This is a genomic window from Paenibacillus pinisoli (assembly GCF_003605435.1).
Classification (GTDB): domain Bacteria; phylum Bacillota; class Bacilli; order Paenibacillales; family Paenibacillaceae; genus Pristimantibacillus; species Pristimantibacillus pinisoli.
Genome location: NZ_QXQB01000001.1, coordinates 690256 through 707216, shown reverse-complemented (window position 1 = coordinate 707216; position 16961 = coordinate 690256). Strand labels below are relative to the sequence as shown.

The following is a 16961-nucleotide window of genomic DNA, read 5'->3' as shown; positions in this document are numbered from 1 at the left end:
AACTGGCTTGGACGGGACAGGATCAGCAAGATTGTTGTCCTAGGCAGAATTGCCGGTTAGGCTCCGTTCGAACATATCGATAATGACCAGGAAATGCTCCGCTTCGCGGAATACATGATCCGCCAGCAAGGGATGGATGATGCTTTTAATCCGGCATGCGTCAATCAGATCTCGCGCTGTTTTCTTGAAGTCACGGAGGGATTTGACAGACACTTTATTTTGGTCGAGAAATTGGTCGAGGAGCGGGACCGTTTGCGATTGAGGACGCATGTGATCCAAATCTTGAGCTTGAAAAAGCAATTGATCAAATTCTTGTCCGAAGTGATTGGCTTGTTCGACTAGCTGCCTCTCGGAAGGATCAAGCAGATGGCTAATGAATTTGGCGTGGTCCGCCATTATTCTTAAGAAAAATACGTTCTCGTCAATGATAGCATCTGGCAGAGGCTCCAAGCGGCCAGCATTTAATTCAGCCAATCGATTTCTGAAGTAATTGGCTTCTCTGCTGACATGGTCCACTAGCAAAGGGAAGTTATTTGCGCCTGGTAGCTGGCACGATAGGATTAGGCCTAATACTTTTCTTTTAAAAGCCCAGATGTAGGACACGGCTGTATACACTTCTTCATTAAACTTTCTAATGACAGCGGGATCCGTGCCTAATGTTAGGGAGTTGGATTTGTTTTCGATAGCTTCAAACACCGAATAGTAATGATTGGCTTCATGAATTAATTGAGTGTCGTCACAACGAAATCCTAATTTTAGAAATAAAGAATGTTCTTTCATGATTCTTGACCAAAACCTGATCTCTTCTAAAGAACGAGCTACAAATTGATCTGTCAATGACAACATCTCCCTTGTAACTATTATCTTAAGTAACGTATGAGAAGAAGGTTTTGTACTATTCCTATTAAAAGCGCAGTACGGCAAGTATTCTCTGCCGCTGACGGTCAATCCTTGGAGTCTGGATCATCCTGCTTGGGCATAGAGCAGTCAAAGCATCGAATAGATGTATCTTCCTGTACGACACCGTCTAAAAATCCGTCACGGCAAAAAATTTCTTTCCTGCATTCTTGGCAATATCCTACGTGCTCTTTCAATCTATTCACATCCTTATAAGCAAATTGCATCGCCATACTGCTATTCATATAGCAGAACTCAAGTCTATTCATGATACCATGGATCATACTGGTTGAATTCAAAAAAGGGAGGACTGGTTGTCCTCCCGTCTTGCCATCCTTACCGATGCTCGACCAAGTCAATTGCCCCTAGAATGACATGGGCCAATCCAAAGCCAAGCACGCCGGTCCCTACAAGCTTATACTTGCTTTTCAGCAGTGTTGCACCAGAAGCAGATACCACGGCTCCAAGAACTGTCGGAATCAAACCTTCGCGCATAAGAAACACTCCCTTTGGATGAGTTTGGCAAGACAGCTTTAGTATGCTTCTTGGCAAGAAGCGGCATACATTTCGCCCGCGTTGGAGCTTCCAGCGAAAGTTCTCATCATGCGTCATTTTTATCTACGCTTCCTATTGCCCTCATTCTAGAGACTCGAATTGAAAACAAGTTCCTTCAAGATGTACATTTCCTTCCACGAAAATAATGAGGCAGTCTGTTCATAGAGAGATATTTCTGTATAATGATCATAACATGGCATATATTGGATGAACGATCAAGGATGGGAGAAAGGGTGGAACCAATGACGATAACATCGCATTTTGCACATAACAATGGAGTGGATATCCACTACTTGGATTCTGGCGAGAGCGGCTTGCTTACGCCGGTTTTGATTTGCCCGGGATTGTCGGAGACGGCTGCGGAATATGAGGAATTGCTTGCCTTTCTGTCGCCTAGAAGAGTTGTCGCACTTTCGTTCAGAGGAAGAGGACAGAGCGCAACGCCGGAGTCGGGTTATGATCTGGCGGATCATGTCTCGGATATCGAAGCTGTCGTCCGTGATAGCGGGCTGGATCGATTTCATCTGTTCGCCTACTCCAGAGGCGTCTCTTATGCGCTTGGCTACTTGCAGCAGCATGGCGGCCGCGTTCATTCGGTCATTCTTCAGGACTATCCCGCCCAGCACAAAGCGATGAGCGAGGATTGGGCAGAAGACTATATTCATAACTATCTGATTCCGTACGAGCGGACGGGTCATATTCGGTCTGAGGCGGTATGGGGCATACAGAAGGAATCGCGACAGATTTCATTCCAATATAACATCGGCCAGCCTGTGCTGGTACTTAGAGGATTGCTGGAAGGAAGCTTGCTGGACGAGGAGGGTGTGCAGCAATTCATGCGTATGGCGAAGAATCTTGCCGTTGAGGGCTTCAAGCATTCCGGCCATGATATTCGTTCAGCGGAGCGGGACAAGCTGTTTGAGACTATTCAAACTTTTTTAAGCCATCATGATGCGTAAGCAATCCTAAATATCTGGACATGTTGAAAGCGGGAGAGAGGAGATGCTCTAATCTCCGCCGCCCCCGCCTCCGCCATCTCCGCCGCTGTCTCCTGAACCTTCGGAAGAATGATCCGAGCCTCCGGGTTCCGAGGAACCGCCTTTGGACTTTCCGTGGCCGGACGTATCGCCGCCTGATAGGATCGGCACGGTGCTGTTATCCGTTGGCTGGTTAGGATGAGATGGATTCTGTTTTGTTCGTTTGTAAGCCGCAATCATAATCATCAGGAATATCAAGCCTAATAGGACGAAAATTAAAGCCATGCTCATAACCTCCTTGTCTACTCCATCATAAGCGCAACTCCATCGCCTATGCAATAAAAGGAAAAAATCAATATGGAATCCAACATACAGGGCAACTTTTCCAGTCCTTGCATCGTTCTAATAGTAAATGAATAAACAAGGGGGAGAGTCTTGCATGCGTAACCGATTGCCAATCGTTCTGATCTCTTCGTTGCTGCTCAGTATCGTACTGCTCGCGGGCTGCACCAAGGATGAAGAGTTTCATATGAAGCTTCGTCTGCTCGACCAGGAGATGATCGAGAGCAAGCTGGCGCAGGAGGGACTAATGCTTGAGGAGAAGGAGCTGCCGGAAGTCTATCGTTTGGATGCGGAGGGACTGCGTTCGCAGACAGCCTACAGCGTGGCCGGTCCGGAATCAAGCCTTTTCGTTTATATATTCGGCTCCGAAGAAGAGCAGGTTCTTGGTAGGAAGGCACTGGGGAGGCAAACAATCGCACTTAGCTATAAGCCGGCATATTATGAAGTCAATAATGTACTGCTTATCTATATGGATGGCGGTCAGGACGATCCGTACAAGGAGCAGCTTGATGACCTGGCTCGCATTCTGTTGAAGAAGTAAGATCAGATCAGCTGTGTGAATCGTAGACGCCTGCAGCAGGCGTCTATTTTGTTTGAAGCCGTTAATGATTAACGCGTTAAAAGAAGGCGACAGCCCGGTTTTCTGCTCATTAGCCCAATCCATCTGCGCCTAACTGAATAGACTGCTATCATCATGGTACGATGGGCGGGGTACGGCGATGTCTGAATTCGGAGATGATGGCAACCAAGGACTTACGGCGGACGACCTGGCCTTAATCGCAGCCGTCGTGGTCGTAATCGGGGATATTATTGCTTTATTGGCCGTGCTTGCGGCCAGAAATGAGAAGGCCAGTGAAGATGCATCGGACTCACAGGGGTCAGGCAGAAGATCCAGGAGCAGGAGGAAGAAACGAAAGTCGTCGTAATGGATGCTCTCTCATCTGCATACCTTCATAGAAAGAACGTATGGGGGGCGAGAGTATGGCGGCAGCAATTGCGATTTTGGCGATTGGATCAGTGGTCATGTTCGGACTTATCGGCATTGTAATCGGATCTCTGGCAGCCTTTATGAAGACGGATTCCACGGAATATGATGAGCAATTCGTATGGCAGCGGAAAATTAAGGAATAGAAATCGTTAGGCAGGGCATGCTACTTCCTGATTGTCCAATTGAAGGAGGCAGCGAAGCATGGAAAACAATCAAAATCAGCAAGCGGACACGAGAGAGCATATTGTAGCGGTACAGAAAAACGGTGACGGCGATCTGACGGCGTTCAAGACTTCCTCGGGACGCGTGCTCGATTATGCCACCGCGCTTCAAGATGTACAGGCCGGACGGATTGCGGGCGTGAACGCCTTCAAGGGCCGTGATGGCGAAACCTACATCCGCGGCGATGCCGACGGCGATCCGACTAACAATCTGGATCAGCTTCCACGGTTCGAATAGCATATAAGGCATTGAAAGAGGAGCCGGATGCTTCCCGTTAAGGGAGTGCAGCCGGCTCCTTTGATTGATCAGCTCTTCAGCCGATGGAATATGGGTTTGCCTCGCATTATACCTCGTATGTTTTTCTTTGCTCTACGAACTGCATAGGGCCGCTTCGGCTTCTATGTTGCTCCATTGCATCTCCGTAATGCATCAGAGATACCTTCTGTTGAATAGCTTCCGGCAATTGCAGCAGCTCATCGAGAGTAGCATGCACGACGCCTGGCGGCTCCAGCTGGCAGTCGTGGAAGATTCTCTCTACGCCATCTTGTACAAGCTTATCCAGAAGCGGTGCGTCGTAGACCATGTCCGCCGTATAGAAGAAGCGGCGGTTGAAGCGGAAGGAGTAGCTTATTTTGCCTTCAATATGCTTGGTCTGAATCGGTTCGACCTGTATGCCCGGCGCCAGCTCTGCCGTTACACCCGGCGTTAGCGGACGAACTTCGAAGAAGTCCGACAGCTTCGTCAGATTGCCTTGCGTCAGCCCGCCCTTCAGCGTATGCTCCCAAAGCGGCTCTATTAAAGATTCCGCAATATAGAGCACAGGCCGCCGCTGATGCTTGAACAGCATCTGGAAGGCATATTCCTCAAGTCCTCCGACATGATCCCCATGTATATGGCTGATGAGCACGCCATCCAAATCCGCGAAGTCCAGACCAGCTTCATGCAACGCCTGCGGCAGGGTGATGCCGCAATCCAAGAGCAGCCGGAAACCGCCGGCTTCGATCAAGGCGTTGTTGTTGTAATAGCGTTTTGCAAAAGCGCTTCCGGTGCCAAGCATCGTTATCTGCATGATTTCTACCTCTCCCTTTTGTTATCACTTTCCTTCAATGTAACAAAATTTGCTGGACAATGCCAACAACGGAAGCAAATTCGCCTACTCCCACATACACTGTCAGAGCAGCAGGAAGAGTGGAGGAGAGTGGCCCGAGATGAGCAAGGGAAAAGGCAAGGCATCGAAGAAAAAGCAAGTGACGAATGACCGGAAGCAAGTAAGCTACAAGCTGGTGTTGTCTGATACTTGTGCCGTATGCAAGACGCCTTGTGCGCGCGGCATGAAGTATTTGGCCCGCATGCAGGAGCCGGGGGCGGTAGGGAAGGGCATACCTTGTATTTTGACTAAAACCTACGTCTGATTTCCCCAAATCATTTCCCAGGCAAGCGCAGATTTCAACAGCATTTGACAAATGGTTATTCATTTGATCTCACTCGCAAAAAATGTTCCGAAAGGCCGCAACTTTGTACAAGATCTAGAGTATAACCTTACATTCAGAATATGCGGATGGAGGTTATGGCAGCCATGAATTTCAAGAAAGTAGCCATCTGGCTGATGCTGCTGTCTCTTTGCGGCGGGACGATCATATTTGCGAATGCCGCTGCCCAGAAGGTGCGGGTGCTTATTAACGGCACGGAGCTGGATTCGGGCGGAATCATAATGGATGGAACGACGTATTTGCCGCTAAGGCAAGTCGCGAACTCGATGCAGGCGATCGTGGAGTGGGATAATGCCAGCAGGAAAGCGACAGTGTACAAGCCGAATGTCCATATGTTCATGTATCAAGGCAACAGCCCGTTCGGCGTAGTGAACAGAGGTTTCTCGGGCAAGATCAAAGTTTTCTCCCAAATTGACAACCTGCAGACGGATATCAAGTCTGTGAAGGTCACCATTGCCGATCCAAGCGGGAGAGAGAGGCTCATTCAGAGCGAGAACGTCACCTCATCGAACAACTTCTGGTTCGTGACGGAAGAATTTGATTATAAATTCGATGCTGTCGGCCAATATATCGTGCGTTTCTATATGAAAGTGTCGGATGCCGATGATTGGACGGTTGTCTCGGAGAAAGAGATTCCTTCTATCGTTCCCAAAAAGTAATAAAGAGAATGCCCCGCATAGCCGGGGCATTTTGTTTGACCTTATGATCATGGCATGGTACGATGTGCAGGTATGACTACTTAACTGAAATGGGGTAACAAACATGAGCGAGCATAAGCACGAGCATGGGGAAGATTGCGGATGCGGACATGACCATGACCATAAGCATGAAGAGCATGTCTTTATCGTAACGAATGATGAAGGCGAAGAGCGTGAGATGGTAATGGTCTACACGTTCGAATCCGAAGAAAAGGTATATGCTGTTCTTCTTGATCGTCAGGATCCGGAGCAAGACGGCGTTATCTTCCGCATCGAAGAAGAGGACGAAGAAGCGTTCCTGGTCGGCATCGAGGATGACGAAGAGTGGGATCGCGTAACCGCTATCTATGAGGAAATCGCTCGCACAGAGAACGAGGGACAATAAGCTCCCGTCTCAGCTGCGACATGACAAAGGGGCTCTCTCGCAGGAATAATCCTGCCCGAGAAGCCCCTCTTTGCGTTAGATTTGCAGCGATTAGTGCTGTAATTATTTTCTGGGATTGTAATAGACCGTCCGGCCATTGAACATGGTTAGCTCGGCTGCAAGCGACTTCGCCAAGTACCGGCAAAGCTCATTGGCCTTCGCTTTGTCGCCATGCGTGGCTTCCTCAGGAAGCACGACCTGGATGCAGGGTACCTGATCGCCGCCGACCGAGGTCGAAGTACTGGGACCCATAATAATATGTTTGTAATGAACGTTGATGCCTTTCAGGTAGAACCACCGCTCATCCCCAGAGGATTCGATCGTATAGGGGAAAGCGGCCTCGGCATAATCCCATCCTAGCTGCTCGCCGGTCCTCGCTGTTTGCTCGCGGTAGCGAAGCAGCGTAGCCTTGATATGCTCAAGCGTCAGTTCCTGGTCTTGAGAGCCTTTCACCAGCTTAATGTAAGCGCTCTGACTCATCTCCGATCACCTCAAGCCCATCATAGCATGGGCTTAAGATGACTGGCAATATGAGGAAGCATTATGAGATCGCGGTTTCTTCCACGATTACTTTCACAAACTCGATGCTGCGGTCTTCCGGACCTTTCACCGGCAGGCCGACTTCCACATGGTCGACGATATAATCGATATTTTTTTGCGAGATCACCTCGCCAGGCAGCAGAATCGGAATGCCCGGCGGATAGACATAGATGAATTCGGCGATGATGCGGCCTGCGGATTCCTTGAACGGCACAACCTCTGTCTGAGCGTAGAATGCATCGCGCGGCGTCAGCGAGAGCTGCGGAATATCCGGAATCTTCACGACCAGCTCGCGCGATTCTGCGCCTTCATAGAAGGCGGCGGACAGGCCTCGCAGCGCCTCCACCAATTTTGCTACCGATTCGGAGGTATCTCCAGGCGTAACTAGGCAAAGAATGTTATACATATCGCTCATTTCGATTTCTAGATTATGGTTGTCGCGCAGCCAGTTCTCCGTCTCGTAGCCTGTAATGCCGAGATGGCGGATATGGATGGTTACTTTCGTCGGGTCGTAATCGAATGTAGCTTCATCGCCAAGAATATCTTCACCGAAGCAATACAGGCCCGGAATCTCGTTAATTTGCTGACGCGCGTCTTGAGCGAGCGCGATTGCGCGATCTGCAATTTCGCGGCCGTTCAGCGCCAGATTGCGGCGCGACGTGTCCAGCGATGCCAGCAAAATATACGAGGTCGAAGTTGTCGTCAGCATGCTGATAACCGTCTGTACGCGGTGCGGATTGATGCGTCCCTTGCGAATGTTGAGCACGGAGCTTTGCGTCATAGAGCCGCCGAGCTTATGGACGCTAGTCGCGGCCATGTCAGCGCCGGCTTGCATGGCGGACATCGGCAGCTTGTCATGGAAGTGAATCAGCACGCCGTGCGCCTCGTCTACAAGGACAGGGATGTCATAGCCATGAACCAGATCGACGATCTCCTTCAGGTTGGCGCAGATGCCGTAGTATGTCGGGTTGATGACAAGCACTGCCTTTGCATCCGGGTGCTTCTCCAGAGCTTTGCGGACCGAGCGCGTTGTAATGCCGTGGTCGATGCCGAGATTATTGTCCCTGGCCGGCGAGATGAACACAGGTCTGGCGCCGGCAAAAATGATGGCGGCCATGATGGATTTGTGAACGTTGCGCGGGACGATAATTTTATCGCCGGGCGTGCAGACGGACATAATCATCGTGATGATGGCGCCGCTTGTCCCTTGCACCGAGAAGTACGTATAGTCGGCTCCGAACGCGTCGGCAGCCAGCTTCTGTGCTTCCTCGATCACGCCTGTAGGCTGATGCAGGTCATCCAGCGGGGCTATATTAATGAGATCGATCGACAAGGCATTGTCGCCGATAAATTCGCGAAATTCGGTATCGCTTCCGACGCCTTTCTTGTGGCCCGGAATATGGAACTGAACGGGATTCTGCTCCGCATGTTGGCGAAGCGCAGTGAAGAGCGGGGTTTTATTATGGTCCAACGCTATCATCCCTGCCTTTCCTGATAAGATGTACAAACAAAATAGAGTATAACAAAAACAAAGGGGATTGCAAGAAGCTTTTTACGCGGAAAGTAAGGCCTGGATCGGCGCCTCGGCATTTGTTCTTGAATTGTTCATAGATTGCTACTTTTGGGATATGGTACGATAGTTTGGTGGAGGGATTGCAGGATGAAGGACAAGCGACTACTAATAGTAATGTCTATACTTATGATTACGTTTATCGGCTTCGGCATTATCATCCCGGTTATGCCGGAAATTATTCAGGCCGCAGATCCGAAGAGCGCGGAGATTCATACGGGGAGGATGCTTGCACTTTACTCACTTGTATCGTTTATCCTGTCTCCGGTATGGGGCACCTGGTCGGACCGCATCGGCAGACGCCCGATTATATTGACAGGCCTGATCGGCTTCTCGGCCAGCTTCTTGTTATTCGGCCTTGCAGGAGACAACCTTACGCTTATGTATGTCTCGCGCGCCCTTGGCGGCTTGTTCTCCGGCGCGGTAGCTTCCGTTATCGTCGCTTATGTGGCAGATATAACGCCGCCGGAGCAGCGGACGAAAGGAATGGGACTTGTCGGCATGTCCATCGGTCTTGGCTTCACGCTCGGGCCTGGCGTAGGCGGCTTGCTGAGCGTCTTTTCTTTGGATACGCCGTTTTTTGCCGCATCGGCTTTGGCGCTGGTCACATTCTTCCTGGCGTCGTGGAAGCTGAAGGAATCGCTTACACCAGATAAGCGCAAGCTTAAGTCGGAGAAGCGGGTATCCAGATGGACGGCATTCCGCGGGCCGCTCAAGTATTTGTACGTCTTAGCCTTCTTTGTCACATTTACGCTGGCGGGCATGGAAGCGACGCTTCAATTTTTCGGCATGAAGCGGTTCGATGTTACCCCGCTGCAAGTTGGTTTGCTGTTTTTTGTGTGCGGCCTGGTGGGGGCGCTCGTTCAGGGCGGCGTTGTTCGCCGGATGATCAAGAAGGGCGAAGAGCCGAAGTATATTGCGATTGGCCTCGTGATATCGGCAGTCGGATTTTTCCTGCTGCTGTTCGCTCATTCGCTGTGGTGGGCCATCATGTCGCTGGCTGTATTCGGCATTGGCAACGCGCTCATCCGTCCATGCGTCACTTCGCTCATTACACAGAAGACGACAGTGGGACAAGGGGTCGCATCCGGACTTAGTTCGTCGATGGACAGCCTTGGCCGCATTGCGGGTCCGCTCCTCGGCTCCATGCTGTTCACCGTTCAGATGGGCTTGCCGTATCTGCTTGGCGGCATTCTATGTCTGGCGGCGCTGCTGCTGGTCGTTCGGTTCCGTTTTCTCGACAGCGCGCAAGAGAAGGAAAGCGCACTGTCCTCTTAATGGCGGCATAGTGAAAGACGTAAGTTCGAGAACACGCAAGGCAAGCCAGACGGCTTGTCCTGCGTGTTTTTTATTGTGAGGGAAGCCAATGCCGTGAAGGTTGGCGACGGGATTATAGAAAAATCGTTTCTATCGCGCTGTCGCTGGGTATCACATTGTAACCGCCAAGCTGAGAAGAAAAGTCCGCCGCGCAGGCATGCGGAGGCTGCTGCAGCCGCGGGGCGTCCATTGAAAAAAGGCTGTCCGGGGGTGATGCCCCGGACAGCCTGTCACTACATAGGTAACACTTGTATTTAAACCGAGCAAGCCATCCGGTAGATCGGCATCAACTGCTCATAAGTGGCAGACGCATAAGCAAGCAAGGCTTCTCCGTCCTGCAGCCGCTTGTCCCCAGGCTTAATATGGCGGCCAATCAGAAGCTCCGCTTTCTGCACATCGCGGAAGCGGACCAGCGTAGAATTCCAGTCTTCCTCGGACATGTCGCCGGTAACGATGCAATCCTTCTTCATATGGTCCATGGACAGAACGAAGTCGGAAGGCACAGCGGCTCTTACTTCATCCAGATGATTCATCAGATGCGCGGCGATCGCCTTTTTGTTCGGCACCTCATAGATTAGGGCCAGCCACAAGAAGAGATGGTCGTCGAACAGACCTAATTGAAAATGCGGATGAGCCTTGTACCCGCGTTTGTTGTCGCAGACCGCAAGCCAGGTATCCTTCGGGGGATTCACTGTGCGGCGGGCATGCCGCGCAATATGCAGATGCATCTCCTTCCCGGCCGAAGGCGCAAGCTCGGCTGTCAGACGTTCGCCGATCGCCCGGAATTTGGGCTGGATTCGCTCTTGAATGCCCTGCATACGCTCCTCAAGCCCTTGCAGCTGGAATACTTCGAAATCATGGGGAGTAAAGCCTGCGAGGGAGGAAGTCGTTGCGGTGGATGTAGTCGTCATGGTCAGCGCTCCTTTGTAACGGAATGATTCACATTTCAATGATAACGTATCTCAAACAATAATGATTATAATTATAGGCTATAACCTTAATGAGATCAACCGTTGCAGGGACTAGCAGCCTTTTTCGAAACTCAATGACGTTCTCTTCGTAAAATTAGTCAATAATCCAAGTTGCCATAACATATGATGGAGTATAAGATATTAATAAGAACAAATTATCAGAACATTTCGTCAACTATACTGGCTAAGGGAGGGATTGCCGTGAACAAGAGCTATGAGGTCGAGTATTGCAATTTGGAGCTGCGATTCGAACGTCGGCAAATCCAAAATCTCATCCGTGATCTTATTCAGGAAGGGTACTCCTTGTATTGGAGCGAGACGGAGGGACAGTTTCTGGTGTCGATACGCACCGGGCGCAAGCTCGTGAAGCTGCATTTCCAACGCATGAATAACCGGTACAAAATTGTGGGCGACTATGTCATCAAGGATGAAAAACTGTCGGAGCTGCTGGAGAAGCTGATTAATGACACACGTGGACATGCGGTCGTGAAGCGGATCAAGGATCGTCAAATCGTAATCGAGAACATTATGTTCGGAGAGATTATACGACTTGTGGAGGTGTCAGGAATGGAGCACCGGATTATTTATCAGAAGAAGCCTTTTGTCACGATAGAAGAAATGATCAAGGCCTTTCAATCGAAGCGGGCGGAGGAGCGGGCTGCTGTGCTGCGGTATGAGCTGGACTATGAGCTGTCTGTCTTGCACGAGGCTTTGGGGGCCAACGACGAGGAAGCGGTTACATTATCGAAGGAGCGGCTGACTGCGCTTCGGTCAGAGATGCTGCAGCTGGAGTTATAAAGGATGGTTGTCAACTGCCATAGCCAATATTAAACGATCTTGTGCCGGACGCTGGGGGCGAAAAGCATGAGGTCGTTTTTATGTGCATTCTGGCCCATATAAGAAAAACTTTGGACTTTGCATAAGAAAACTAATGGATGACAGCGACATTTTTCCAAGCAAACGGTTTTCATATCGGCTTAAAAAGAGTAGAATAAAGCTATTGTGACTAAATATAATGACGAAGGATGGAAGAACCAGATGTCAAAACAACAGATTGGCGTAATTGGAATGGCCGTCATGGGCAAGAATCTTGCTCTTAATATTGAAAGCAGAGGGTTCACGGTGTCCGTATTCAACCGTTCGCGCGAGAAGACAGACGATCTGATGAAGGAAGCGGCCGGCAAGAACCTTGTACCGACTTATACAATCGAAGAATTTGTACAATCTCTTGAAACGCCTCGCAAAATCTTGATCATGGTTCAAGCGGGCGCTGGCACGGACGCAACTATCGATTCCCTCGTTCCTCTTCTGGATCAAGGCGACATCATCATCGACGGAGGCAACGCATACTTCCCTGATACGCAGCGCCGCAGCAAGGAGCTGGAGGCGAAAGGCTTCCGTTTCATCGGCACAGGCGTATCCGGCGGCGAAGAAGGCGCGCTGAAAGGACCGTCCATCATGCCTGGCGGCCAGAAGTCCGCATATGAGCTGGTCGAGCCGATTCTGACAGCCATCTCTGCGAAGGTCGGCGACGACGCATGCTGCACGTACATCGGTCCGGACGGAGCGGGCCATTACGTGAAGATGGTGCACAATGGCATCGAGTACGGCGACATGCAGCTGATCTGCGAAGCGTACGACTTGCTGAAGAACGTGCTGGGCGTAAGCACGGAGGAACTGCATGAAATCTTCACCGAGTGGAACAAAGGCGAGCTGGACAGCTACCTGATCGAGATTACGCGCGACATCTTCTCCAAGTACGATCCGGAGACAGGCAAGCCGATGGTAGACGTTATTCTGGACTCCGCGGGCCAGAAGGGCACAGGAAAATGGACAAGCCAAAGCTCCCTGGATCTGGGCGTGCCGCTGTCCATCATTACGGAATCCGTATTCACACGCTTCCTGTCCGCTATGAAGGAAGAGCGCGTTGCTGCAAGCAAAGTGCTTAAAGGACCTGCTAAGGCTCCGTTCCAAGGCGACAAGGCTGCTTTCATCGAAGCGGTGCGCAAAGCGCTCTTCGCAAGCAAAATCTGCTCCTACGCCCAAGGCTTCGCGCAAATGCGCGCTGCATCTGAGGAGTACGGCTGGGATCTGCGCTACGGCGACATTGCGATGATTTTCCGCGGCGGCTGCATTATCCGTGCCCGCTTCCTGCAAAACATCAAAGACGCATACGACCGCGATCCTGAGCTGCGCAACCTGCTGCTTGATCCGTATTTCCAAAACATCGTGGAATCGTACCAAGGCGCATGGCGCGAGGTAGTAGCGACGGCTGTAACAAGCGGCGTGCCTGTACCGGCGTTCGCAAGCGCGCTGGCTTACTTCGACAGCTACCGTACTGAGCGTCTGCCGGCAAACCTGCTGCAAGCGCAGCGCGACTACTTCGGCGCTCACACGTTCAAGCGTGTGGACAAAGAAGGCACGTTCCACTTCAACTGGCTGCAATCCTAAGACTCGCCGTCTTGGATAAGCCCGTGAGCGGCTTGCTTAAGCATATGCCTTAAACGGTCAGCCTCTTGATCGCAATAATGCCTGCGCTGGATGAGCGCCATGGAGGCTTCGGCAAAGTATAGAAAGTTCTGCAACAGGCGTGGCTGCGACAGGCCCATCAAGGATGGGTCTTCGTCAGCCACCTTTTTTTTGATATACCCAAGCATCCACACCACATCATCCCGGCATAGCGGGTGTTCAGGGTCGAGAATTTGGTTAATCTTTTTTTGCGTCAGGTACAGGGAATTCGGATAAGTTTCGCTCGCCATAAGCGCAGTCACTCCGATCATGGAATAGGGATGAGACATGCATCTTTATCCACCATACGGCTGAATCAACTTTTTTATACCCTCTTCTCGCAAAAAAATGATATGATATGGAAGAATTCAAGCCTTTAAAGGGCAAAAGGATGATGAACTTGTCAGTATCCCCAATTGGAAAAGTTGTATTGATAGGCTTCATGGGGACCGGCAAATCCAGCGTAAGCCGGTTGCTTGCGGAGAGGCTGGAGTGGAGCTGCGCCGATACGGACGAAGAGGTCGTGCGTGCGGAAGGACGCAGCATTTCTGATATTTTCGCTGACGACGGCGAGGGGGCATTCCGCGATATGGAATCCCGCGAGCTTAGCAAGCTGCTGGAGGCGCCTGAGCATGCTGTAATAGCCACTGGAGGCGGAGCGGTGCTGCGCGAGGAGAATCGCAGCGCTATGCTGAAGCACGGCTTCGTAGTCACGTTGTCCTGCGATCCGGAGAAGATCATCGCCCGGGTGCTGCTGGACAAGTCCAGACCGCTGCTGAAGGGTGCCGTTCGCGAGCGTGTCTATGGATTGCTTGAGGCGAGGAAAGGCGCCTATGATTTCGCCCACTTGACTGTCGATACGACCGAGCTGTCGGTGGATGAAGTCGTTGACCGTATTGTCATGGCGTGGAAGCAACATTCCGCGTTGCCATAAATCATAATGTTGAAGGAGAGCTACTGAAGATGGATGTAATTGTAACGCCGACTCCAAAGCTGCAAGGAAAAATCGAGGCCCTGTCCTCCAAAAACTATACAACGCGCTACCTGCTTGTTGCCGCGCTGGCGGAAGGGACAAGCACAATCTACTTCCCTGCTCACAGCGAGGATAGCGATGCAATGCGCCGCTGTATCCGAGATCTGGGCGCAATCGTGGAAGAGGACGAGGAGAAGATCGTCATTACCGGCTTTGGCCGCCATCCGAAGGCGGTTGATCAACTGGATGTGGGCAATGCGGGAGCCGTGCTGCGTTTCCTGATGGCCATTGCGTCGTTCTGCCCGGATGTCACCTTCATTAACCGTTACCCGGATTCCCTGGGCAAGCGTCCGCATCATGATCTGATCGAGTCGCTAAGCAAGATGGGCGTTACAATTGAGCATAATGAAGGCAAGCTCCCGATTACGATTAAGGGCGGCAAGCCGCGCGGGGGACATATTCAAGTGTCAGGCAACATCAGCTCCCAGTTCCTGAGCGCGCTGTTGTTCCTGACGCCGCTGCTGGAAGAGGATAGCGAGATCGAGGTTCTGCATGATCTGAAGTCCAAGGTTGTTGTCGGCCAGACGCTTGAAGTATTGGAGCAGGCGGGCATCGTGATTCATGCGGATGAAGACTACATGCGGTTCCGCGTGCCTGGCCGTCAGAGCTATCAAGCGAAGACGTACCATGTACAAGGCGACTACCCGGGTTCGGCTGCGATTCTGGCTGCTGCTGCCGTTACGGAATCGGATGTCATCGTGAACCGTCTGATGGAGAACAGCAAGCAAGGCGAACGCGCTGTCGTTGACGTTCTTAAGATGATGGAAGCGCCGCTTACGCATGAGAATGGCGTCGTCCATGTGCGAGGCAACGGCAAGCTGAAAGCCGTAGAATTCGACGGCGACCACGCGACAGACGCGGTGCTGGCTATGGTAGCGGCAGCCGTATTCGCAGAAGGCACGTCGAGATTCTATAATGTAGAGAATCTTCGCTATAAGGAATGCGACCGCATTACCGATTACTTGAACGAGCTGCGCAAGGCGGGAGCGAATGTAGAGGAACGCCAGAGCGAAATCATCGTACACGGGCGTCCGGAAGGCGTAGAAGGCGGCGTCGATATTAACGCGCATTACGACCATCGCGTCATAATGGCCCTGTCGATTGTCGGGCTTCGCTCCAAGCAGCCGATTCGCATCCATGACGCGCATCATGTAGCCAAGTCATACCCGATCTACTTCGATCATTTGAAGGCGCTGGGCGCCAATGTGGAATGGGTCGAAGGATCGCACTAACTGATTGCCAACTAAAACGGAGGTGCAGCCATGACTTTTCAAAACCCGGAGCGAGAGCAGATTAAGGAGATATTGAGCGGCAGCGATACGATTGCGGTTGTCGGCTTGTCCGATAATCCGGAGCGTGTATCGTATATGGTATCAGAGGCGATGCAGGCCAAAGGCTATACGATCATTCCCGTCAATCCGAACGCGGATACGATCCTGGGCCAGAAGAGCTACGCCAAGCTTAGCGATATTCCTGTTCCTGTTGATATCGTGAACGTCTTCCGCCGCAGCGAGCATACCCCGCCGGTAGCGGAGGAAGCGGTGGCGATCGGCGCGAAGACGCTTTGGCTGCAGCTTGGCATCCTGAATGAGGAAGCGGGCAAGATCGCGGCCTCTGGGGGACTTAACGTTATTATGGACCGCTGCATCAAGGTGGAGGACTCCATCCTCCTTCCAGGCGGAAAATCCAAAACCTGACTGTTATAATTGGGACGTGTCTACTCCACAATAAGAAAGGCTTCTGTATCGAGGGCGATGGCGCCGAATTGGCGCTATTCCTTTGCTTTCAGAAGACTTACGGTAAATCCAAGGAGGACACAACGTGAATCAATATTCGCAACAGCCGGCACAGTTCCAAGGCGGACAACAACAATTTTCGAATGCAAGCCAAAACTTCCAACCGACTGGCTTTGTTCAGTCGCATTACCAAGGACAGCTTAGCTATCCTACATTTGGCCGGGAATCCGCATCTATTGTAAACCCGTCTTTCAATAATGCAGGGGCCCAGCATTCGCAATCTTATGGCTACCAGCAGCATGCTGCTCCAGCCATTCAATCCTATTCGCAGCCGGCCGTTTCGAATCAAGGTTACCAATCCCATGGACCGGTACAAAGCCATGCAAGCTCGCCAGCTACAGCTTTCGGCGATGTAGGTCCGGTTATCGCGCGTTACGGTTATCAAGCTGGCCAGGATGCACAACAACACCAAGGATATGGCCAGCAACAATACCAGCAATCGTACCAACCGGCGCAATTTGCTCAACAATCGTTTGGCCAATCCGGCTATCAATCCCATGGACCTGTTCATTCCAACACGTCCATCAACCCGGTATATCAAGCGACTAATGCTTACGAGCAAGCTGGACCGGTTATTTCCCGTTACGGTTGGTCCTCCAGCCCACAATCGAGCTCTCAATATTCCCGTTAAGA

At 51.3% G+C, this 16961-nt stretch carries 23 protein-coding genes; 15 read left to right on the top strand and 8 right to left on the bottom strand.

Features of this window, described 5'->3' with window-relative positions:
* Positions 1-39: 39 nt before the first annotated feature.
* Together D3P09_RS03500 and D3P09_RS03490 are read right to left on the bottom strand one after the other, a co-directional pair.
* Positions 40-846 (bottom strand): DUF2935 domain-containing protein, encoded by an 807-nt coding sequence (locus D3P09_RS03500; RefSeq protein ID WP_207892439.1) that lies wholly within the window; start codon positions 844-846, stop codon positions 40-42.
* 387 nt (positions 847-1233) lie between these two features.
* Positions 1234-1392: an asparagine synthase gene (locus D3P09_RS03490; RefSeq protein WP_119798148.1), complete on the bottom strand. Its 159-nt coding sequence runs from the start codon at positions 1390-1392 to the stop codon at positions 1234-1236.
* Between the two features lie 302 nt (positions 1393-1694).
* Between D3P09_RS03490 and D3P09_RS03485 the strand changes: the two genes are divergently transcribed.
* Positions 1695-2411 carry an alpha/beta fold hydrolase gene (locus D3P09_RS03485; RefSeq protein WP_165867297.1) on the top strand — a complete coding sequence of 239 codons (717 nt, stop codon included), beginning with the start codon at positions 1695-1697 and terminating at the stop codon, positions 2409-2411.
* A gap of 48 nt (positions 2412-2459) precedes the next feature.
* On the opposite strand, the gene D3P09_RS03480 is transcribed toward D3P09_RS03485, so the two are convergent.
* A complete protein-coding gene (locus D3P09_RS03480; protein WP_120107233.1) occupies positions 2460-2714 on the bottom strand; it encodes a hypothetical protein in 255 nt (84 codons plus the stop codon).
* Between the two features lie 154 nt (positions 2715-2868).
* On the opposite strand from D3P09_RS03480, the gene D3P09_RS03475 reads away from it, so the two are divergent.
* The 4 genes from D3P09_RS03475 to D3P09_RS03465 all read left to right on the top strand — a co-directional run bounded on the left by D3P09_RS03475 (position 2869) and on the right by D3P09_RS03465 (position 4218).
* Positions 2869-3312: a hypothetical protein gene (locus D3P09_RS03475; RefSeq protein ID WP_120107231.1), complete on the top strand. Its 444-nt coding sequence runs from the start codon at positions 2869-2871 to the stop codon at positions 3310-3312.
* Between the two features lie 178 nt (positions 3313-3490).
* Entirely contained in the window at positions 3491-3697 is a 207-nt protein-coding gene (locus tag D3P09_RS03470; protein WP_120107229.1) for a hypothetical protein, read from the top strand.
* A 55-nt stretch (positions 3698-3752) separates the two neighbouring features.
* Positions 3753-3902 carry a hypothetical protein gene (locus D3P09_RS27535; RefSeq protein WP_165867296.1) on the top strand — a complete coding sequence of 50 codons (150 nt, stop codon included), beginning with the start codon at positions 3753-3755 and terminating at the stop codon, positions 3900-3902.
* A gap of 58 nt (positions 3903-3960) precedes the next feature.
* Positions 3961-4218, top strand: a complete 258-nt coding sequence (locus tag D3P09_RS03465) for a DUF3892 domain-containing protein (RefSeq protein WP_120107227.1) — start codon at positions 3961-3963, stop codon at positions 4216-4218.
* A 106-nt stretch (positions 4219-4324) separates the two neighbouring features.
* Here D3P09_RS03465 and D3P09_RS03460 read toward each other — a convergent pair whose 3' ends face one another.
* On the bottom strand, positions 4325-5050 hold the full coding sequence (locus D3P09_RS03460) for an MBL fold metallo-hydrolase (protein WP_120107225.1): 726 nt from the start codon (positions 5048-5050) through the stop codon (positions 4325-4327).
* A gap of 139 nt (positions 5051-5189) precedes the next feature.
* Here D3P09_RS03460 and D3P09_RS03455 point away from each other — a divergent pair, with 139 nt between their 5' ends.
* The 3 genes from D3P09_RS03455 (at position 5190) to D3P09_RS03445 (ending at position 6554) form a co-directional block, all read left to right on the top strand.
* Positions 5190-5393: a hypothetical protein gene (locus D3P09_RS03455; protein WP_120107223.1), complete on the top strand. Its 204-nt coding sequence runs from the start codon at positions 5190-5192 to the stop codon at positions 5391-5393.
* A gap of 164 nt (positions 5394-5557) precedes the next feature.
* Positions 5558-6130 (top strand): stalk domain-containing protein, encoded by a 573-nt coding sequence (locus D3P09_RS03450; RefSeq protein ID WP_120107221.1) that lies wholly within the window; start codon positions 5558-5560, stop codon positions 6128-6130.
* A 103-nt stretch (positions 6131-6233) separates the two neighbouring features.
* The gene (locus D3P09_RS03445; RefSeq protein WP_120107219.1) at positions 6234-6554 is read left to right on the top strand and encodes a DUF1292 domain-containing protein; all 321 of its coding nucleotides are present in this window, start codon (positions 6234-6236) and stop codon (positions 6552-6554) included.
* Between the two features lie 102 nt (positions 6555-6656).
* On the opposite strand, the gene D3P09_RS03440 is transcribed toward D3P09_RS03445, so the two are convergent.
* Both D3P09_RS03440 and D3P09_RS03435 read right to left on the bottom strand, forming a co-directional pair.
* Entirely contained in the window at positions 6657-7073 is a 417-nt protein-coding gene (locus D3P09_RS03440; protein ID WP_120107217.1) for a DUF1885 family protein, read from the bottom strand.
* Positions 7074-7134: 61 nt separating this feature from the next.
* Positions 7135-8613, bottom strand: a complete 1479-nt coding sequence (locus D3P09_RS03435; RefSeq protein WP_120107215.1) for an aminotransferase class I/II-fold pyridoxal phosphate-dependent enzyme — start codon at positions 8611-8613, stop codon at positions 7135-7137.
* A 180-nt stretch (positions 8614-8793) separates the two neighbouring features.
* On the opposite strand from D3P09_RS03435, the gene D3P09_RS03430 reads away from it, so the two are divergent.
* Positions 8794-9981 (top strand): MFS transporter, encoded by a 1188-nt coding sequence (locus D3P09_RS03430; protein WP_120107213.1) that lies wholly within the window; start codon positions 8794-8796, stop codon positions 9979-9981.
* Between the two features lie 293 nt (positions 9982-10274).
* Here D3P09_RS03430 and D3P09_RS03425 read toward each other — a convergent pair whose 3' ends face one another.
* Positions 10275-10931: a DUF1054 domain-containing protein gene (locus tag D3P09_RS03425; RefSeq protein WP_120107211.1), complete on the bottom strand. Its 657-nt coding sequence runs from the start codon at positions 10929-10931 to the stop codon at positions 10275-10277.
* Positions 10932-11192: 261 nt separating this feature from the next.
* On the opposite strand from D3P09_RS03425, the gene D3P09_RS03420 reads away from it, so the two are divergent.
* Positions 11193-11789 carry a hypothetical protein gene (locus D3P09_RS03420; RefSeq protein WP_120107209.1) on the top strand — a complete coding sequence of 199 codons (597 nt, stop codon included), beginning with the start codon at positions 11193-11195 and terminating at the stop codon, positions 11787-11789.
* A gap of 240 nt (positions 11790-12029) precedes the next feature.
* The gene (gndA, locus tag D3P09_RS03415; RefSeq protein WP_120107207.1) at positions 12030-13442 is read left to right on the top strand and encodes an NADP-dependent phosphogluconate dehydrogenase; all 1413 of its coding nucleotides are present in this window, start codon (positions 12030-12032) and stop codon (positions 13440-13442) included.
* Here gndA and D3P09_RS03410 read toward each other — a convergent pair.
* Positions 13439-13789: a hypothetical protein gene (locus D3P09_RS03410; RefSeq protein ID WP_424452028.1), complete on the bottom strand. Its 351-nt coding sequence runs from the start codon at positions 13787-13789 to the stop codon at positions 13439-13441. The two genes, gndA and D3P09_RS03410, sit on opposite strands and share 4 nt — an antisense overlap.
* A 110-nt stretch (positions 13790-13899) precedes the next feature.
* On the opposite strand from D3P09_RS03410, the gene D3P09_RS03405 reads away from it, so the two are divergent.
* The 4 genes from D3P09_RS03405 to D3P09_RS03390 all read left to right on the top strand — a co-directional run bounded on the left by D3P09_RS03405 (position 13900) and on the right by D3P09_RS03390 (position 16959).
* Positions 13900-14433: a shikimate kinase gene (locus D3P09_RS03405; protein WP_279387115.1), complete on the top strand. Its 534-nt coding sequence runs from the start codon at positions 13900-13902 to the stop codon at positions 14431-14433.
* A gap of 29 nt (positions 14434-14462) precedes the next feature.
* Positions 14463-15764, top strand: coding sequence for a 3-phosphoshikimate 1-carboxyvinyltransferase (gene aroA, locus D3P09_RS03400; protein ID WP_120107203.1), 1302 nt, complete (start codon positions 14463-14465; stop codon positions 15762-15764).
* Between the two features lie 30 nt (positions 15765-15794).
* A complete protein-coding gene (locus D3P09_RS03395; protein WP_120107201.1) occupies positions 15795-16229 on the top strand; it encodes a CoA-binding protein in 435 nt (144 codons plus the stop codon).
* A 124-nt stretch (positions 16230-16353) separates the two neighbouring features.
* Positions 16354-16959, top strand: a complete 606-nt coding sequence (locus D3P09_RS03390; RefSeq protein ID WP_120107199.1) for a hypothetical protein — start codon at positions 16354-16356, stop codon at positions 16957-16959.
* Positions 16960-16961: the final 2 nt, after the last annotated feature.

Bases quoted from the DNA above. Each gene is read 5' to 3' on its own strand.
- D3P09_RS03455 (WP_120107223.1), top strand. From the start codon at position 5,190: ATGAGCAAGGGAAAAGGCAAGGCATCGAAGAAAAAGCAAGTGACGAAT.
- D3P09_RS03395 (WP_120107201.1), top strand. From the start codon at position 15,795: ATGACTTTTCAAAACCCGGAGCGAGAGCAGATTAAGGAGATATTGAGC.
- D3P09_RS03440 (WP_120107217.1), bottom strand. From the start codon at position 7,073: ATGAGTCAGAGCGCTTACATTAAGCTGGTGAAAGGCTCTCAAGACCAG.
- D3P09_RS27535 (WP_165867296.1), top strand. From the start codon at position 3,753: ATGGCGGCAGCAATTGCGATTTTGGCGATTGGATCAGTGGTCATGTTC.
- D3P09_RS03425 (WP_120107211.1), bottom strand. From the start codon at position 10,931: ATGACGACTACATCCACCGCAACGACTTCCTCCCTCGCAGGCTTTACT.
- D3P09_RS03460 (WP_120107225.1), bottom strand. From the start codon at position 5,050: ATGCAGATAACGATGCTTGGCACCGGAAGCGCTTTTGCAAAACGCTAT.
- D3P09_RS03475 (WP_120107231.1), top strand. From the start codon at position 2,869: ATGCGTAACCGATTGCCAATCGTTCTGATCTCTTCGTTGCTGCTCAGT.
- D3P09_RS03430 (WP_120107213.1), top strand. From the start codon at position 8,794: ATGAAGGACAAGCGACTACTAATAGTAATGTCTATACTTATGATTACG.
- D3P09_RS03490 (WP_119798148.1), bottom strand. From the start codon at position 1,392: ATGCGCGAAGGTTTGATTCCGACAGTTCTTGGAGCCGTGGTATCTGCT.
- gndA (WP_120107207.1), top strand. From the start codon at position 12,030: ATGTCAAAACAACAGATTGGCGTAATTGGAATGGCCGTCATGGGCAAG.
- aroA (WP_120107203.1), top strand. From the start codon at position 14,463: ATGGATGTAATTGTAACGCCGACTCCAAAGCTGCAAGGAAAAATCGAG.
- D3P09_RS03445 (WP_120107219.1), top strand. From the start codon at position 6,234: ATGAGCGAGCATAAGCACGAGCATGGGGAAGATTGCGGATGCGGACAT.
- D3P09_RS03410 (WP_424452028.1), bottom strand. From the start codon at position 13,789: ATGTCTCATCCCTATTCCATGATCGGAGTGACTGCGCTTATGGCGAGC.
- D3P09_RS03435 (WP_120107215.1), bottom strand. From the start codon at position 8,613: ATGATAGCGTTGGACCATAATAAAACCCCGCTCTTCACTGCGCTTCGC.
- D3P09_RS03465 (WP_120107227.1), top strand. From the start codon at position 3,961: ATGGAAAACAATCAAAATCAGCAAGCGGACACGAGAGAGCATATTGTA.
- D3P09_RS03450 (WP_120107221.1), top strand. From the start codon at position 5,558: ATGAATTTCAAGAAAGTAGCCATCTGGCTGATGCTGCTGTCTCTTTGC.
- D3P09_RS03500 (WP_207892439.1), bottom strand. From the start codon at position 846: ATGTTGTCATTGACAGATCAATTTGTAGCTCGTTCTTTAGAAGAGATC.
- D3P09_RS03485 (WP_165867297.1), top strand. From the start codon at position 1,695: ATGACGATAACATCGCATTTTGCACATAACAATGGAGTGGATATCCAC.
- D3P09_RS03480 (WP_120107233.1), bottom strand. From the start codon at position 2,714: ATGGCTTTAATTTTCGTCCTATTAGGCTTGATATTCCTGATGATTATG.
- D3P09_RS03470 (WP_120107229.1), top strand. From the start codon at position 3,491: ATGTCTGAATTCGGAGATGATGGCAACCAAGGACTTACGGCGGACGAC.